The organism is Streptosporangium sp. NPDC000509 (assembly GCF_042898365.1).
Taxonomy (GTDB): domain Bacteria; phylum Actinomycetota; class Actinomycetes; order Streptosporangiales; family Streptosporangiaceae; genus Streptosporangium.
Genome location: NZ_JBIAYX010000012.1, coordinates 1 through 15,978 on the forward strand (window position 1 = coordinate 1; position 15,978 = coordinate 15,978).

Annotated in this window: 10 protein-coding genes; 4 read left to right on the top strand and 6 right to left on the bottom strand. The window is 69.0% G+C overall.

Annotation, left to right across the window (positions count from 1 at the left end; translation table 11 throughout):
- Nucleotides 1-1,142 precede the first annotated feature (1,142 nt).
- Together ACFY3D_RS22245 and ACFY3D_RS22250 are read left to right on the top strand one after the other, a co-directional pair.
- Nucleotides 1,143-2,318 carry a sugar phosphate isomerase/epimerase family protein gene (locus ACFY3D_RS22245; protein WP_389981896.1) on the top strand — a complete coding sequence of 392 codons (1,176 nt, stop codon included), beginning with the start codon at nucleotides 1,143-1,145 and terminating at the stop codon, nucleotides 2,316-2,318.
- Nucleotides 2,319-2,503: 185 nt separating this feature from the next.
- Complete coding sequence (locus ACFY3D_RS22250) at nucleotides 2,504-5,824, top strand: PQQ-dependent sugar dehydrogenase (RefSeq protein WP_389981899.1); 3,321 nt, start codon at nucleotides 2,504-2,506, stop codon at nucleotides 5,822-5,824.
- 57 nt (nucleotides 5,825-5,881) lie between these two features.
- Here the strand turns inward: ACFY3D_RS22250 and mctP are convergent, their stop codons facing one another.
- The 5 genes from mctP to ACFY3D_RS22275 form a co-directional block, all read right to left on the bottom strand.
- Nucleotides 5,882-7,477, bottom strand: coding sequence for a monocarboxylate uptake permease MctP (mctP, locus tag ACFY3D_RS22255; RefSeq protein WP_362901203.1), 1,596 nt, complete (start codon nucleotides 7,475-7,477; stop codon nucleotides 5,882-5,884).
- 4 nt (nucleotides 7,478-7,481) lie between these two features.
- Nucleotides 7,482-7,694: a DUF3311 domain-containing protein gene (locus ACFY3D_RS22260; protein WP_362901205.1), complete on the bottom strand. Its 213-nt coding sequence runs from the start codon at nucleotides 7,692-7,694 to the stop codon at nucleotides 7,482-7,484.
- Between the two features lie 440 nt (nucleotides 7,695-8,134).
- A complete protein-coding gene (locus ACFY3D_RS22265; protein WP_389981901.1) occupies nucleotides 8,135-8,689 on the bottom strand; it encodes a VOC family protein in 555 nt (184 codons plus the stop codon).
- Between the two features lie 88 nt (nucleotides 8,690-8,777).
- Nucleotides 8,778-9,590 (bottom strand): MBL fold metallo-hydrolase, encoded by an 813-nt coding sequence (locus ACFY3D_RS22270; protein ID WP_389981903.1) that lies wholly within the window; start codon nucleotides 9,588-9,590, stop codon nucleotides 8,778-8,780.
- Nucleotides 9,591-9,723: 133 nt separating this feature from the next.
- Nucleotides 9,724-10,914, bottom strand: a complete 1,191-nt coding sequence (locus ACFY3D_RS22275; protein ID WP_389981905.1) for a cytochrome P450 — start codon at nucleotides 10,912-10,914, stop codon at nucleotides 9,724-9,726.
- Between the two features lie 258 nt (nucleotides 10,915-11,172).
- On the opposite strand from ACFY3D_RS22275, the gene ACFY3D_RS22280 reads away from it, so the two are divergent.
- Nucleotides 11,173-12,087: an SDR family oxidoreductase gene (locus ACFY3D_RS22280; protein ID WP_389981907.1), complete on the top strand. Its 915-nt coding sequence runs from the start codon at nucleotides 11,173-11,175 to the stop codon at nucleotides 12,085-12,087.
- A gap of 106 nt (nucleotides 12,088-12,193) precedes the next feature.
- Here ACFY3D_RS22280 and ACFY3D_RS22285 read toward each other — a convergent pair whose 3' ends face one another.
- The gene (locus tag ACFY3D_RS22285; protein ID WP_389981909.1) at nucleotides 12,194-13,384 is read right to left on the bottom strand and encodes a helix-turn-helix transcriptional regulator; all 1,191 of its coding nucleotides are present in this window, start codon (nucleotides 13,382-13,384) and stop codon (nucleotides 12,194-12,196) included.
- Between the two features lie 344 nt (nucleotides 13,385-13,728).
- Here ACFY3D_RS22285 and ACFY3D_RS22290 point away from each other — a divergent pair, with 344 nt between their 5' ends.
- Nucleotides 13,729-15,870, top strand: coding sequence for an anthranilate synthase component I (locus tag ACFY3D_RS22290; RefSeq protein ID WP_389981911.1), 2,142 nt, complete (start codon nucleotides 13,729-13,731; stop codon nucleotides 15,868-15,870).
- Nucleotides 15,871-15,978 lie beyond the last annotated feature (108 nt).

A 15,978-nucleotide genomic window follows, 5' to 3' on the forward strand; every position in this document is an offset into this window, starting at 1 on the left:
GGTACTGCACCGGGGACGGTGTGGGAGAGTAGGTCACCGCCGGACAATCTTTCATGAGAGGGCTCCCGCCGTTTGGTGGGGGCCCTTTCGTGCTTTCCTGGGCCTTTTTCAAGCGATGCCCGGCGATGCCCGGCGGGGTCCCGAGGGCGGCCCAGCGGCGCTCAAGCGGTGTTCCGAACCTCCAGACGTCGAAGGCCGGGGCTCCCGAGCCGCCACGTTCCAGGCCGGCAGAGGCAAGGGCTCCGGGGGAGCTCCCGGGCCTCTGCGAGGCGAAGGGATTCACTGTGAGACGGAAGTCGCTTTCGCTTCACGGGCGTCACGTTCTGACGGTCGGCACCGGGCCTGCCTGGGTACGACGAAACCCTCGATGCGCAACCTTGGGCGTGGAGCTCGCCGAGCGTGTCACGGAGAGCCGGCCGCCGTTCGTGCACCAGCCGAAGCGTGATCGTCGCGGCGATGCTCATGATCGGGAAGCGATGCTCGACCTATGCTGAGGCGCGCGGCGGGGTGGTGTTCTCCTTTTCTTCGTTCTCTTCGCCGGGATGATCGGTTCCCCTCGGTCTTGAGACCCTATGGTCAGCTACTTTTGTCAAATTTGACAGAAGTTCCAGCGTGGCCGACCGAAGTCACCGCTCAATACGTTCTGTGATCACCCGTGTCGGGGTGGGGGCGGGAGTGACCGGCGAGACGCAGGTCGAGTCGCGTGACGGCTCTAGGGGAGGGGTGTCTCCGGGGGGCCTCGTAGGGCTGTTTGCCCATATTGTTACAAACCGAGTCTATTGCGACGTTCCGCGAGTGGCCACCCCGCCTGATCAGGCAAGATCTCTCGACTGGGGGTGTGTGGGAGCGTGCCCGGTACGGCTACACCCCGGAGGGACTTTGGTCGTCCGCCGTAGAAAGTTCAAGTGATCATGGCAAAAGTTCTTCCAAAAGGTGCAGAAGACGCGTAACTTCCACGCCAAGTTCTCTGCACACCACCGAGAGGACGAAGTGAGTCGGCCGACGGCGTCCGCAGGCGGATCCCCTCGAAGAGGTGACCCGCCGGGTGGGACCGCGGCCTGCGGCGGAAGGGAGTCGGCGGTCACCCGGCTGAGGCATCGGGGACCGTGGGGCTCCATCCACCCACACGAAGGTAGGAAAACATGAGTGCACACGAAGAAGAGACCGACGAGATCGCGGGCGCGCTGCGCCGCAGGCTCGGGCTGAACCGCCGCCAGTTCCTCGCCGCCACGACGGGGGTCACCGCGGTGGCCGCCATGTCGGCGGTGGGTCCGCTCGCGTCGGCCGCGTACGCGTCCCCCGACGGCGACCAGGAGCGCGGGAAGGGCCACGGCCAAGGCCACCAGGACGCCCTGGTGCCGGAGGCGAAGCGGGGCATCATCCTCTACACGGTCCGTGACGTCGTCTCCCGCGACCCGGCGATGAACCTGCCGGCGGGCTTCCGGCGCGTGTTCGAGGAGCTCTCGCGGATCGGCTACAAGCAGGTGGAGTTCGCCGGCTACCGCCAGCACGCGAACGCGGAGGGCGGAGCCGACCTGGAGACCGTCGAGGGTGCCCGGCTGCTGCGCCGGTGGCTCGACGACAACGGGCTCAAGGCCCAGGGCAACCACGGCTTCATTCCCAGCTCCTGGCCGCTCACCCAGGCCGATCTCGACCGCTTCAAGAGGACGCTGGAGATCGCCAACATCCTCGGCATGGAGCACGTGGGCACCGGCAGCGACCCGACCAACAGCGCCTACAAGGCGGACTGGGACCTCGCCGCCCAGAAGTGGAACGGACTTGGCGCGCTCGCCTCGGCCGCCGGTCTCAAGCTGTACACGCACAACCACGACGCGGCTTACAGCTTCCTTCTCGACGAGGGCCCCCTCGACGAGCTGGGCCGGCCCACCCGCTCGTCGGGCATCCGGAAGCTGGAGTACTTCCTCAAGATCACCGAGCGCAAGGACGTCTATCTCGAGCTGGACATCTACTGGGCGCACGTGGCGCAGTACAAGCACCGCGAGTACGTCGCGCGCAACGGCGTCACCCGGACCGACATCTTCGACCCCCTGAAGCTCGTACGGCAGAACGACAAGCGGTTCCCGCTGTTCCACGCCAAGGACGGGAAGTCCAACACCACCGCCAACGGCTACGACATGGTGCCGTTCGGAACCGGTGACATCGACTACAAGGCCTTCTTCTCCAAGCTGGACATCGAGAAGCGCCACAACCCGATGTACGAGCAGGACAACGCGCCCGGAGGGACCGCCGAGCCGGGCCGCTCGCTCCAGTACGCCGACCTCAGCTACAAGAACCTCTCCGCCCTGCGCCGTCACTGAGAGCTCGGCGCACCTTAGCCACACCTCAGAGCACACACCTCGAAGAAGAATCCGAGGAAGAACCCGAGGAAGGATCCGGAGGATCCGAAGGGTTCGGCGGACCGCCACGTGATCGAAGCCGTTGCCGCGGCACGCGTGGCGGCCCGCCATGTCCTGACACTCCCCTGAAGAAGAGGCTCAGGAAGTTGAAGCTTACCCGCGCCATGCTCGGCGGAGCACTGGCCGCCCTGCTGTTTCCCCTGGCGGTGCCCAGTGCCGCCCCCGCACAGGCCCAGCTCCAGGACGCGGCCACGAACTGGTCGAACTACGAGAAGATCACGCTGACCAAGAACGTCGGCGAGCCGATCGACATGGCGGTCCTGCCGGACAGGAGAGTCCTGCACACCGCCCGCAACGGTGACATCCGCCTGACCGACGGCGCCACCGGTATCACCAAGATCATTAACACGATCCCCGTCTACGCGAACTCCGAGGACGGCCTCCAGACGATCGCGATCGACCCCGGGTTCGCCGAGAACAAGTGGGTCTACGTCTACTACGCGCCGAAGACGATGACGGCCCCGTACCCGGAGACGACCCCCACCGGTTCCGCGCCCAACTCGCTGCCCGCGGGCGCGGACGAGTCGTACTGGAACCAGTGGAAGGGCTACAACCAGCTGTCACGGTTCAAGTGGACCGGTGACGCGCTGGACCTGTCCACCGAGCAGGTGATCATCAAGGTCGAGGTGCAGCGCGGGCAGTGCTGCCACGTCGCGGGCGACATGGACTGGGACGCCGAGGGCAACCTCTACCTCGCCACCGGCGACAACACCCCCGCGGGCACACCCGGCGCCAACGGCATGGCGCCCAACAACGACGCCCCGGGGATGAACCCCGGCCTCGACGCGCGGCGTGGCGCGGGCAACAGCAACGACCTGCGCGGCAAGATCCTGCGGATCACGGTGAAGGAGGACGGCTCCTACACCGTCCCGGCGGGCAACCTCTTCCCGCCGGGAACGGCCAAGACCCGTCCCGAGATCTTCGTGACGGGAGTGCGGAACCCCTTCCGCATGGACGTCGACGACGTGACCGGCACGGTCTCCTGGGGCGACTACGGTCCCGACGCCGGGGCGCCCGACCCCGCGCGGGGTCCCCTGGGCTATGTCGAGTGGGACGTCACCCCCATCGACAAGCCGATGAACGGCGGCTGGCCCTACTGCACGGGAAACCACTTCAACTACAACGACTGGAACTTCGCGACCGCGACACCGCGCGAGTGGTTCGACTGCGCGGCGGGGCCGGTGAACACCTCCCGCTGGAACACCGGCGTGGACAAGCTGCCGCCCGCGACCCCGGCCACCCTCTACTACGGTGACAACAACACCCACCAGCCCGCGGAATGGGCCGGGCTCACCGACTTCGAGCCCGCGGGCGGTCAGGGACCGATGGGCGGTCCCGTCTACCACTACGACGCGGCGAACCCCTCGACGACGAAGTTCCCCGCGTACTGGGACAAGAAGTTCTTCTTCGCCGAGTTCTCGCAGGACTATCTCGCGGCGTTCACCGTGACGGCGCCTGGCGGGCCGGTGACCAAAATCGAACACTTCCTGCCCAACAGCGCGCTGACGGCGGCGGTGATGCCGATCACCGACAGCCCGATAGACATCGAGTTCGGCCCCGACGGGTCGCTGTACGTGCTCGACTACGGCGACGGCTTCTTCCGTGCCAACCCCGACTCGGGTCTGTACCGCATCGACTACGCCGAGGGGAACAAGACCCCGCAGGCGAAGATCGTCGCCAAGCCGTCGTCGGGCAGCACCGCGCCTCTCGCGGTCGACTTCAGCGCGGCCTCGTCGACCGACGCCGAGCCGGGCCCGCTGACCTACGAGTGGGACTTCGACGGCGACGGGACCTTCGACGCCACCGGTGTGACGGCCTCGCACACCTACCCCGCGCTCGGGCAGTACGTCGCCAGGCTCCGCGTGACCGACGCGCAGGGCAAGTTCGGGCTCACCTCCACCGAGATCACCGTGGGCAACACCGCGCCCGAGGTGACCATCCAGTCGCCGGGCAATGGCTCCTTCTTCAACTGGGGCGACGCGGTGCCGTTCCAGATCAAGGTCTCCGACAAGGAGGACGGCGACAACCCGGTGTGCAGCCGGGTGCAGTGGACCTTCGGCCTCGGTCACGACACGCACGCGCACCCGGAGACCCTCGGTTCCGGATGCTCGGGCGCGTGGCCGACACCGGCCGACGCCCCCGAGCACGGTGAGACCGAGAACATCTTCGGCGTCGTCGTCGTGAGCTACCGGGACAACGGCGCCGGCGACATCCCCGGGGCGGTCGGTGACGCCACGCTCATCCTCAACCCCAAGGAGCTGCAGGCCGAGCACGCCGACGCGAGCAGCGGCGTGACCAAGGTGGAGGACGCGAGCGCGTCCGGCCGGGCGAAGATCACGTCGTTCGACGCCGGTGACTGGATCTCGTACGACCCGGTGAACTTCGCCGGTATCACCAGTGTGAAGACCCGCGCCTCCGGTGCGGGAACGCTCTCCCTGCGATGGGGTTCGGAGACGGCGGAGCCGTTCGCCACCGTCACCGTGCCGGCAGGATCGGGTTGGCAGAGCGTGGAGACCGCGCTCACCGGTGCCCCGACCGGCAGCGGCGAGCTCTACGTCACCTCGACCGGCGGCGTGGAGGTCGACGGGTTCACCTTCCAGGGTGACGGTGTCGCCGACAAGACGCCCCCGACCGTGTCGGCCACGCTCGCCCCGGCCCAGCCGGGCGGGGAGAACGGCTGGTACACCGGGAACGTCACGCTGACGGTCACCGCGACCGACAACGGCACGGTGGCGAGCAGGCAGTACTCGCTCAACGGCGGTACGACATGGCTGAACGCCAACAACCCGGTCACCCTGAGTGCGGAGGGTGCTCTCGAGGTGCTCTACCGGGCGACCGACAACGCGGGCAACGTCTCGCAGATCGGCACCGTCACGGCGAAGATCGACAAGACCGCCCCGGTCCTGTCGGTGAGCGGGGTGGAGCCGGGCAAGTACGGCGACTCCGCGTTCATCACGCCCGTCTTCTCGGCGTCCGACGCGGCCTCGGGGGTGGCGAGCGTGACGGCGGCCATCGGTGACCTGGAGGTGGTCTCCGGCAAGGCGATCGCCCTGTCGAAGCTGGCGCTCGGCACGCACACGCTGACCGTCACCGCGAAGGACAAGGCGGGGCACGTCACCAAGCAGACCGTCGCGTTCGAGGTCACGACCTCATTCGCCGACGTGCGCAAACTCCTCGACCGCTTCAAGGCGGAGGGCTCGGCGCGGGGCGGCGTCCTCGATGTCCAGCTCGACCAGGCGAGTAAGCACGCGGAGGCTGGGAGGAAGAACGCCGCGATCGCCTCGCTGGAGGTCTTCGTGAAGCTCGCCCAGCGTGAGCTCTGGGTGCCCGACACGAAGGCACGTGACGTTCTCGTACGGGACGGGCAGGCGCTGATCGCGCAGCTGCGCGCCCCGGCCGGCGGCTGACGCGGGGCGCGGGGGGAGGGCCCGACCGGCTCTCCCCCCGCGTTCGGCGTGGAGGTGTCAGGGGGCGCTGAGGTCCAGGTCCTTGATCCTGGGGTCGCCCTCGTCGGCGAAGTAGTGGTCGGGCTTGGTGGAGTCGTCGCCCTCGGCCATTCTGGCGGAACGCGCGATGACGGTGCCGAGCGCGGCGACGGCGAGGTTGACCGCGAGGGCGAGGATGCCCGCGTAGATCGTCATCTTGGTGTCCAGTCCCAGCTTCTCCAGCGGGAACGCCGACCCCGCGAAGTGCAGCTTGCCGGTGGCCGGGTTGCCGATGTTGTAGAGCAGGAGCATCCCGGCCCCCATGCCGGCCACCCAGCCGGCGATCAGGCCGCCCCGGTGGAACCAGCGGGTGTAGAGGCCGAGCGCCACCGACGGGAGCGTCTGCAGGATGATGACACCGCCGATGAGCTGCAGGTCGATGGAGAAGCCGGTGTCCAGGAACAGGATGCACAGCACCGCGCCGACCTTGACGAGCAGCGAGGTGATCTTGGAGACGCGGGCCTCGTCGGCATCGCTCGCGTCCCGGTTCAGATACTCCTTGTAGATGTTGCGGGTGAACAGGTTCGCCGCGGCGATGGACATGATGGCCGCGGGGACCAGCGCGCCGATGCCGATCGCGGCGTAGGCGACGCCGGTGAACCAGTCGGGGAACATCCTGTCGAACAGCTGGGGCACGATCGTGTTGTTGTCGGTGCCGATGGGCTGGATCCCGGCCGCGATGGCCATGAAGCCCAGCAGGGCGATCAGGCCGAGCAGCAGGCTGTAGGCGGGGAGCGCCGACATGTTCCGCTTGATCACGTCGCGGTTCCTGGAGGCGAGGATGCCGGTGACGCTGTGCGGATAGAGGAACAGCGCGAGTGCCGAGCCCAGGGCGAGTGTGACGTACTGCAGCTGGTTGTTCGCGTTGAGCAGGATCCCGTCGCCGGGTGCGGCGCTGGCGTCGAACTTGGCCTGGGCGGCGTCGAAGATGCCCGACCAGCCGCCCTCGATCTGGGCGGGGATCGCGAAGATCGCGACCAGGATCACGATGTAGATCAGTGTGTCCTTGACGAACGCGATCAGCGCGGGCGCGCGCAGGCCCGACTGGTAGGTGTACGCGGCCAGGATCGCGAACGCGATGATGATCGGCAGATGACCGGTCACCCCCATCGACTTCAGCACGGCCTCGATGCCGACGAGCTGAAGCGCGATGTAGGGCATCGTCGCGACGATGCCGGTGATCGCGACCAGCAGCGCGAGGGTGGGGGAGCCGAACCTGGCCCGGACGAAGTCGGCCGGGGTGACGAAGCCGTGCACGTGCGAGACCGACCAGAGGCGGATCAGCACCAGGAACACGATCGGGTAGACCACGATGGTGTACGGCACCGCGAAGAAGCCCATCGCGCCCGCCCCCCAGAGCAGGGCGGGTACGGCCACGAAGGTGTAGGCGGTGTAGAGGTCGCCGCCGACCAGGAACCAGGTGACCCACGAGCCGAAGTTGCGGCCGCCGAGTCCCCACTCGTCGAGGCTGGCCAGGTTCTCCGGGCGGCGCCAGCGCGCGGCCACGAATCCCATGCCGCTGACCACCAGGAACAGCACGGAGAAGATGATGATCTCTGTCAGGTGGGCTTCCATCGGGTCACCGCCGCCGCTTCGTCATCCGGTACACGATCGAGGTGCACGTGACACCGATCGCGATGAAGGCGAGCTGGAGCCAGTAGAACATCGGGAAACCGAAAAGCCGGGGTTCATCGGAATTGTAGAGAAGCGGGAGCAAAGGTAGGATGATCGGCACGATAAGCAGCCAGTTCCATGGGCTGCGATCGCTCCGGTCCCCGTTTGGAGTGGTCAACGCGGTCTCCTTGAGCTGGAGAATGGACGCCCGGGCAGGATCGTCCCCTTCGGCTGACCGGCAGCGTAATTACGCGGCCGTTGCATTCAGGTCACCGAGCGCCGAGCGGCACAGGTGGCGCGACGAACGGTCGCCCGGCTCCGTGGTCAAGGCCTCCGACCAGGTCACGGGGTCGCTCCCGCCGGGCGGATCTCCTTCGGCGACGAGCTCTCACCGATCGGCGCATCTCCGGCGTGGCTTCCTTGACATGATCGAGCAAGTGATCGTAAAGGCACGCCTTGCAAGGGTGTGGCACGTGAGGGTGCGTGTGTGAGGGCATGACGAGGAAGCCGTGACGGGGAAGGCGTGCCGGGCGGCGCGACGGCTCGCCGGTGCGCGGGCCCGTTCTCGCGGCCGGTGCGGTTGATCTCGGTGGCGGGCGGACCCGAGGACGCGCGGGCTCAGACGGTCCGGTCGGCGGCGGTCCTCGGCTCGTGGCGCACGTCCTCCGGCAGGCCGAGCTCCCTGGTCCAGGCCGCGAACTCCACCAGGATGCCGTCGGGGTCCTTGAAGTAGATCGACCGGACGAACACGCCCTCTCCCATGGCGGGCGCCACGCCGAACTCGCTGTCGTCGTGGTTGAGGATCACTCCGACGTCCACGCCCTTGGCGATGAGCCTGTCGCGGTACTCCTCGATGCGGTCCGGGGCGACGTCGAGGGCGATGTGGTTCATCGAGCCGACCGCCGAGAGCAGCTCACCCCGGTCGGGCAGGTTCTTCGGCGCCGAGACGCCGGGAACGCCCTCGGGCGCGTCGGGGAACCAGAAGAACGCCAGCGCGTTGCCGCCCCCGCAGTCGAAGAAGAAGTGCTGCCCCCAGCCCATCGGCAGCTCGATCGTCTTGATCAGGGGCATGCCCAGTACGCCGGAGTAGAAGTCGACCGTCCGCTTCATGTCCGAGCACACCAGCGCGAGGTGGTTGATCCCGCGCAGCTCGAACTCGGTGTTGTCCACCATGTTCTCCTCGCTCCCTCGGGTGATGAGAACTGCCTATCACAGGAGGCCCGGCCGGGCGGGACGCGGCGCCGGGGCCCGTCCCCGCAGGTCACGGCCGTTCGGGCACGTCGTAGCTCTCACCCCTGTCCAGGTAGACGACCCGGTCTCCGTGGCCGCTCCGCTCGACGTGGTCGCGGAAGTCGGAGAGCGGGGAGCTGAAGGCGCCGTAGTCGTCGTAGTGCACCGGGAGCACGTGACGCGGTCTGATCAGACGCACCCATTCGGCTCCCTGGCGGCCGTCCATCGTCACCAGCAGGACGCCCAGCAGTTTCGTGCCGCCCAGATGGACCATTCCCAGGTCGATGTCCGGAAAGCGGCGCGGGATGGCGTCCAGCTCCCTGGTCATGAGCGTGTCACCGCTGACGTGCATGCGCAGGTCCACGCGGCCGTCCGTGCCGGAGAACTCCAGCATGCTCCCCATCACGGGCGGCAGGAGGAAGTCCGCCGGGCCGGGAGCGTGGCGCGCGGGCAGCGAGGTGATCCTCAGCGAGCCGCCCGCGCCCCGGAGTTCGTGGTCGTGCCAGGTGGCCAGGCCGACCGCCCCGCCGAAGCCCTGGCGCTTCAGCTTCCGCGCCGCCTGCGGCGTGGTGACGATCGGCGTGCTGTGGTCCAGCCCCTCGCGGGCCACCCGGTCCCAGTGGTCGCCGTGCATGTGCGAGAGGAGGACGGCGTCCAGCGGCGGGAGCCGGTCGACGCCCAGCGCGGGCTCGGTCAGCCGCCTGGTGAACAACCCGTGGCCCAGGTAGGCGTACTGGCCGCGGTGCAGGAAGTTGGGGTCGGTGAGGATGGTGAACCCGTTGCAGCGGATGAGCGTCGTGGCGTTGCCGATGAACAGCACGCTCGCCCTCTCCTGGTCGGACATGCCGTGACCTCCCGTGTCGGGTCGGTGGAACGATTGTCGTGCCCGCCTTCGCCGGCCGCACATCTGACCGCTCGCGGCCGCCGCGCCTCCCGGCACCGGCAGCCCCGGCCGGTGCCCGGTCCTCCCGCGGCGGTCACCAGGCGACCTTGAGGGACGACAGGCCGTACACGAAGCTGGAGGAGCGGAAGTGCGCCTCGGACTCGACCTCGCGCAGCTCGGGGAAGCGCCTGAACAGCGCGGGGAAGGCGATGCGCATTTCCAACCGCGCCAGCGGCGCCCCCAGGCAGTGGTGCACGCCGTGACCGAAGGCCAGGTGGCCGGGCGCGCCCCGGGTGATGTCCAGCACCTCCGAATCGGCCAGGAACGCGGGGTCGCGGTTGGCGCCGAGCAGCGCGCACATCACCGGCTCACCGGGCCCGATCTCCTGTCCGGTGATCTCGACCGCGGTGGTGGTCGTCCGGAAGGTGCTGGAGGGGACGATGCTGAGCCAGCGCATCAGCTCCTCCACCGCGGCGTCGACGCGGTCGGGCTCCTTCCTGAGCAGCTCCAGCTGGCCGGGGTCGCGCAGCAGGGCGAGCGTGCCCAGCCCGAGCATGTTGGCGGTGGTCTCGTGCCCGGCCACGAGCAGCAGGTCACCGATGCCGATGAGCTCGTCCGTCGTCAGGTCGTCGTGCTCGCGGACCAGCGTGCCGAGCAGTTCCTCTCCCGGGTCGGCCTGGGCGCGGGCGACCAGCCCGGCCATGTAGGCGCGTGACTCCGCCTGCGCCGCCCTGCGCTCCTCGACGGGCGCCGCCACGTCGAGCAACCGGCCGGTCCTGCGCTGGAAGTCCTCCCGGTCGGCGTACGGCACGCCCAGCAGCTCGCAGATCACCAAAGAGGGGATCGGCAGCGCGAACGACGGCACCAGGTCGGCGGGGGACCCCGCGCGCTCCATCGCGTCCAGGTGCTCCTCGACGATGCACGTGATCCGCGGCTCCAGCCGGCGTATCCGGCGCAGGGTGAACTCCGGCGTGAGTATCCGGCGCAGCCGGGTGTGCTCGGGAGGGTCGAAGGCGAGCAGGTTGCCCGCGCGGAGCGCGGCGAGATCCTCCTCGCTGCTCTCGACGCCGGGCAGCTGGAAGTTGATCGTCTCTGCGACGCTGAACCGTTCCGCGTCGCTCAGCACCGCGCGCACGTCCTCGTAGCGGGTCACCAGCCAGGCGTCGACACCCGCCGTCGTCCTGACGAGCCCGACCCCCGTCCCGTCCCGCAGCGCCTCCAGCTCCGGATCGGGATCGAAACCCGCTCGCCGCATGTGCGGCGGCAGCGTCGGAAACTCGCTCATGGGACACCTCCCTCGATGACTCGCCGTTCTGGCCAATTAGAAAAAACGCTAACAATCCATCGATTGCACACGAAGGACCCTGACGGCCGCCCATGGTCAGTGTCGGGTCATCGACCAGCCACTACTTGCCCGAGCTCGCCTCGGCGGCCCGGCGGGCCGAGAGGTCCCGTCGCCCTCTCCGCCCCGGCCGTCGTGCCCCCTGGGGGGTCGTACGAAAACATGACAGTAGGTGTCCTGTTTCGGCGCCACGCTCGTCCCATGACAAGAACGCTGGAAGGAAAGGTCGCCCTGGTCGCCGGGGCGACGAGGGGGACCGGCCGGGGGATCGCGGCGGAGCTGGGCGCGGCCGGCGCCACGGTCTACTGCACCGGCAGGAGCACACGGGAGCGGCGCTCGGAGATGGACCGGCCGGAGACGATCGAGGAGACGGCCGAGCTGGTGACCCGCGGGGGCGGGCACGGCGTCGCGGTCCGGGTGGACCATCTGGACCCGGAGCAGGTGCGCGCCCTGGTGGAGCGGATCAGAAACGAGCAGGGCAGACTCGACATCCTCGTCAACGACGTCTGGGGGGCCGACCCGCTCACCAAGTGGGACGTCCCCGTCTGGAAGCACTCCCTCGACGACGGCCTGCGCATCCTCCGGCTGGCGGTGGACACCCACCTCATCACCAGTCACCACGCCCTGCCCCTGCTGATCGAGAATCCCGGGGGCATGGTGATCGAGGTGACCGACGGCACCCTGGAGTACAACACCGCCAACTACCGGCTCTCTGCCTTCTACGACCTGGCCAAGATCTCGGTGAACCGCCTGGCGTTCATCCAGGCCCACGAGCTGCGCCCGCACGGCTGCGCCGCGATCTCGCTCACCCCCGGCTGGCTCAGATCGGAGAGCATGCTGGAGCTCTTCGGCGTCACCGAGGAGAACTGGCGAGATGCCACCGCCAAACAGCCGCATTTCGTGATCTCCGAGACACCCGCCTACACCGGCCGCGCGGTCGTCGCCCTCGCCGCCGACGAGGATCGGATGCGCTGGTCGGGACAGTCGGTGTCCAGCGGACAGCTCGCCCAGGTGTACGGGTTCACCGACGTCGACGGCAGCAGACCGGACGCCTGGCGCTATATCGAGGAGGTCGAGAGCAAGGGGAAACCCGCCGACGCCACCGGCTATCGCTGACCGGCGCCGGGACCGTCGGCGTGGCTCGCCGTGCGAGATCGGCGGCCCCGGGACCGGGCTCGTTATCAGAGGTCGGCGGTTCGAAGGCCGGGCCTGTCGCGAGAGGTCAGCGGTCCGGCGCGCCGGTGTCACCGGAGGAGCGGAGGGCGCGGGGGACGCGGGGGGACGCGTACAGGTCGCGCAGGCGTGTCGCGGCCTCGGCAAGGCGAGCTCGGAGGCCGGGTGGGTCCACGACCTCGGCCTCGGGGCCGAAGCCAAGGATCTGGCTGTAGGCGACCTCCGGCGACTCGACGGGCAGGCGGAACGTGACCCATCCCTGCTCGTCGGGCTCACCGGCGGAGGCGAGGGCGGCCTCGAGGGCGGCGTGGTCGGCGATGAAGGGGAGCGCGCGGCGGCCGGCCGGGCTGAGCCGTACGGTGACGTGCGTGGTGAGCAGGGACACGGCGAATCGCGCCGCCCTCTCTCTCCAGAAGGCGGCGAGGTCGAAGGTCTCATCTCGCTCGAAGCGCAGGTCCGAGTGGATCCGAACCTCGTCGAAGCGGTCGACCCGGTAGATGGCGAACCGGGTCGCCAGATACCAGACCCCCGCCTTCAGCACCAGCCCATACGGCTCCAGGCGCCGGGTGGCACCTGCCTGCCGGGTCCCTTCGGCATCCACGGTCTCCCCGGCCCGTCCATCGCGCCCGGCCTGCTCGGTCTCCCCGGCCCGCCTGTCGTGCCCGGCCTGACCGGGTCCTTCGGACTGCCCGATTTGCCCGGTCTCCGGGGTATCACCCGATCGTCCGCTCTGTTCACCAGACCGGGAACGCGCGGCACGCCGGTAGAGGGCGGTGACCGGGTGATCGCCCCACACCGCCCTGGCCAGGGGCGTGAGTGCCGCAGGCGGGGGCCGTTCGCTCGCGAACCAGCCGGGGGCGTCCAGGTGGAAGCGCTGGGCCGCGGTCGCGGGGGCGTCGCGGAGGCCGGGGGAGAGCGCGGCCGAGGCCTTCAGCCGCGCCGTGGCCGCCACCTCACTCAGCCCCATCTCCCGCAGGGCGTCCGGAACGCCCGACAGGAACAGCGCCTCCGCCTCGGCCCGGTCAAGGCCGGTGAGGCGGGTGCGGTATCCGTCAAGCAGCCGGTAGCCGCCACCTCGCCCGCGGTCGGCGTACACCGGCACACCGGCTTCCGACAGGGCCAGCACGTCACGGTGGACGGTTCGCTCGGAGACCTCCAGCTCCCTGGAGAGTTCCGTCGCGGTCATCCCGCCCCGGGCCTGGAGTAACAGGACCAACGACATCAACCTGGCCGCACGCACCCTCCGACCCTAACCTCGGTGACGGTGCGGGAGTGAATGCCGGGCGGGGACGGCGGGGGCGGGCAATCCGGCCCGGCGTCGAGCCACGCGCCTATTTCGTGGATTTCGTAAGGTTTGTGCCCTCCCCCAGGGCGTCGAAGGTCCGCTACGGCGTCACGTTGCATGATCACGGTTGCCGCCGGTACTCTGGCCGCATGCGACACCCGATTACCCTTCAGTGGTGGCGCCGCTTCTAGGCGGCGCAGGTTTCGCATTCGCGAGCAGACAAACGGCCGCCCGGGGAGGTGGCCTTTTCTGTGTCCGCCCCCTCAGGGCATCAGGGAAACAAGAGGGGCGATACCGCAGTGGAGACGAGCCGATATACCACCGCCGGCGGCATAGGGGTCGAGGTCACCGCGTCCGACGTGCCCGAGACGGTGCTTGAGGACGTCGTCACGACGCTCGGCGAGCGCCGTGGCGGAGTGCTCTCTTCCGGGATGGAGTATCCGGGCCGCTACAGCCGATGGCACCTCGCCTATGTCGACCCCTGCCTGGAGATCGTGGCCAGGGGACGCAGGATCTCCGCCCGCGCGTTGAACGCCCGGGGCAGGGTGGTCCTGCCCGCCGTCGTGTCCTGCCTGCTGGCGGCCGGCAAGCCCGTCGAGGAGCCGACGGCCGATCTCGTCGAGGTCTACGTGGCGGAGTCGGAGGACATCCTCCCCGAGGAGATGCGTAGCCGCCGCCCCACCGTTTTCACCGCGATCCGCGAGGTCATCGCCGTTTTCAAGGGAGAGAACGAGCATCTGGGCCTGTACGGCTCCTTCGGCTACGACCTGGCCTTCCAGTTCGAGCCGATCAGGCAGGTCCTGACCCGGGCCGCCGACCAGCGTGACCTCGTGCTCCACCTGCCCGACCGGGTGATGGTGATCGACCGGAAGAGGGAGACCAGCAAGGAGTTCCGCTACGAGTTCACCGTGGACGGCGTCTCCACCCACGGGCTCGAGCGTGAGGGGGAGGTCGTGCCGCTGCCCGCGCTCCCGTCCGAGCTTCCCGCCGACCCGGAGAAGGGCTCCTACGCCAAGGTCGTGGCCGCGGCCAAGGAGAAGTTCGTCCGCGGTGACCTGTTCGAGGTCGTCCCCGGCCAGGTCTTCCACGCCCCCTGCACCGACCCGGCCGCCTTCTACCGGGGACTGCGCACGGTGAATCCGGCGCCGTACGAGTTCCTGTTCAACCTCGGCGAGGGCGAGCACCTGGTCGGTGCCTCACCGGAGATGTACGTCCGGGTCAGCGGCGACCGCGTCGAGACCTGTCCCATCTCCGGCACCATCGCCCGAGGCGGCAACCCCATCGAGGACGCCGACGCGATCCGGACCCTCCTGTCCAGTGTGAAGGAGGAGTCGGAGCTGACCATGTGCACCGATGTGGACCGCAACGACAAGTCCCGCATCTGCGTGCCGGGGACGGTCCAGGTGATCGGCCGGCGTCAGATCGAGATGTACTCCCGGCTCATCCACACCGTCGATCACATCGAGGGCCGGCTGCGTCCCGAGTTCGACGCCCTGGACGCCTTCCTCACCCACATGTGGGCCGTCACCGTCACGGGAGCCCCCAAGAACTGGGCGATGCAGTTCATCGAGGACCACGAGGAGACCACGCGACGCTGGTACGGCGGGGCGGTCGGCTACATCGGCTTCGACGGCTCGATGAACACCGGCCTGACCCTGCGCACCGCGCAGATCCGCGGTGGCGTGGCCACCGTGCGGGCCGGGGCCACACTGCTGTTCGACTCCGACCCCGAGGCCGAGGAGCGGGAGACCGAACTCAAGGCCAGTGCCCTGCTGGGCGCCCTGGCGGCGGTCGGCGCGGCCCCGCAGGAGCGGACCGAGGCGAAGGCGGCCGCGGAGCTGCCGGGAAGCGGCATGAAGGTGCTCCTCGTCGACTACGAGGACTCCTTCGTCAACACCCTCGCCGACTACTTCCGTCAGCAGGGCGCCGAGGTCGTCACACTCAGGCACGGCTTCCCCGTCACGATGATCGACGAGCTGGACCCCTCTCTGGTGGTGCTGTCGCCCGGCCCCGGCTGGCCCTCCGACTTCGGCCTGCCCGCCCTGGTCGGCGCCCTCTACGAGCGTGATCTGCCGGTGTTCGGCGTCTGCCTCGGCCTGCAGGGCATGGTGGAGCACGCGGGTGGCACCCTCGAACTGCTGTCCTACCCCGAGCACGGCAAGCGCGGTCAGGTACGGAGGGTGGGCGCGAGTGCCCTGCTCGACGGGCTCCCCGAGGAGTTCACCGCCGCCCGCTACCATTCGGTCCACGCCAAGCAGCCGGGCGTCGCCGGGTTCACCGCCACCGCGTTCACTCCCGACGGCGCGGTGATGGCGATCGAGGACGTCGAGCGACGCCGCTTCGCGGTGCAGTTCCACCCCGAGTCGATCCTCACCGCGGGGGGAGGCGCGGGAGCGAAGGTCATCGCCAACGTTCTTCGGCTCTGCCGCAAGAGCGGGTAAAGAACCCGTGCTTCGCGCCCGGCGAGCACGCCGGGTGACCCTAGAGTTCCCCTCGTCGTGGAGATCGCGGGCGTACCGGGGCCGGTCTCGGCCGGTACGCCTGTGGCG

What these genes read in the sequence shown, in the direction of transcription:
- ACFY3D_RS22275 (WP_389981905.1), bottom strand. Translation starts at nt 10,914, where the DNA reads ATGAGCGAGTTTCCGACGCTGCCGCCGCACATGCGGCGAGCGGGTTTC.
- ACFY3D_RS22265 (WP_389981901.1), bottom strand. Translation starts at nt 8,689, where the DNA reads ATGGTGGACAACACCGAGTTCGAGCTGCGCGGGATCAACCACCTCGCG.
- ACFY3D_RS22280 (WP_389981907.1), top strand. Translation starts at nt 11,173, where the DNA reads ATGACAAGAACGCTGGAAGGAAAGGTCGCCCTGGTCGCCGGGGCGACG.
- ACFY3D_RS22270 (WP_389981903.1), bottom strand. Translation starts at nt 9,590, where the DNA reads ATGTCCGACCAGGAGAGGGCGAGCGTGCTGTTCATCGGCAACGCCACG.
- ACFY3D_RS22245 (WP_389981896.1), top strand. Translation starts at nt 1,143, where the DNA reads ATGAGTGCACACGAAGAAGAGACCGACGAGATCGCGGGCGCGCTGCGC.
- mctP (WP_362901203.1), bottom strand. Translation starts at nt 7,477, where the DNA reads ATGGAAGCCCACCTGACAGAGATCATCATCTTCTCCGTGCTGTTCCTG.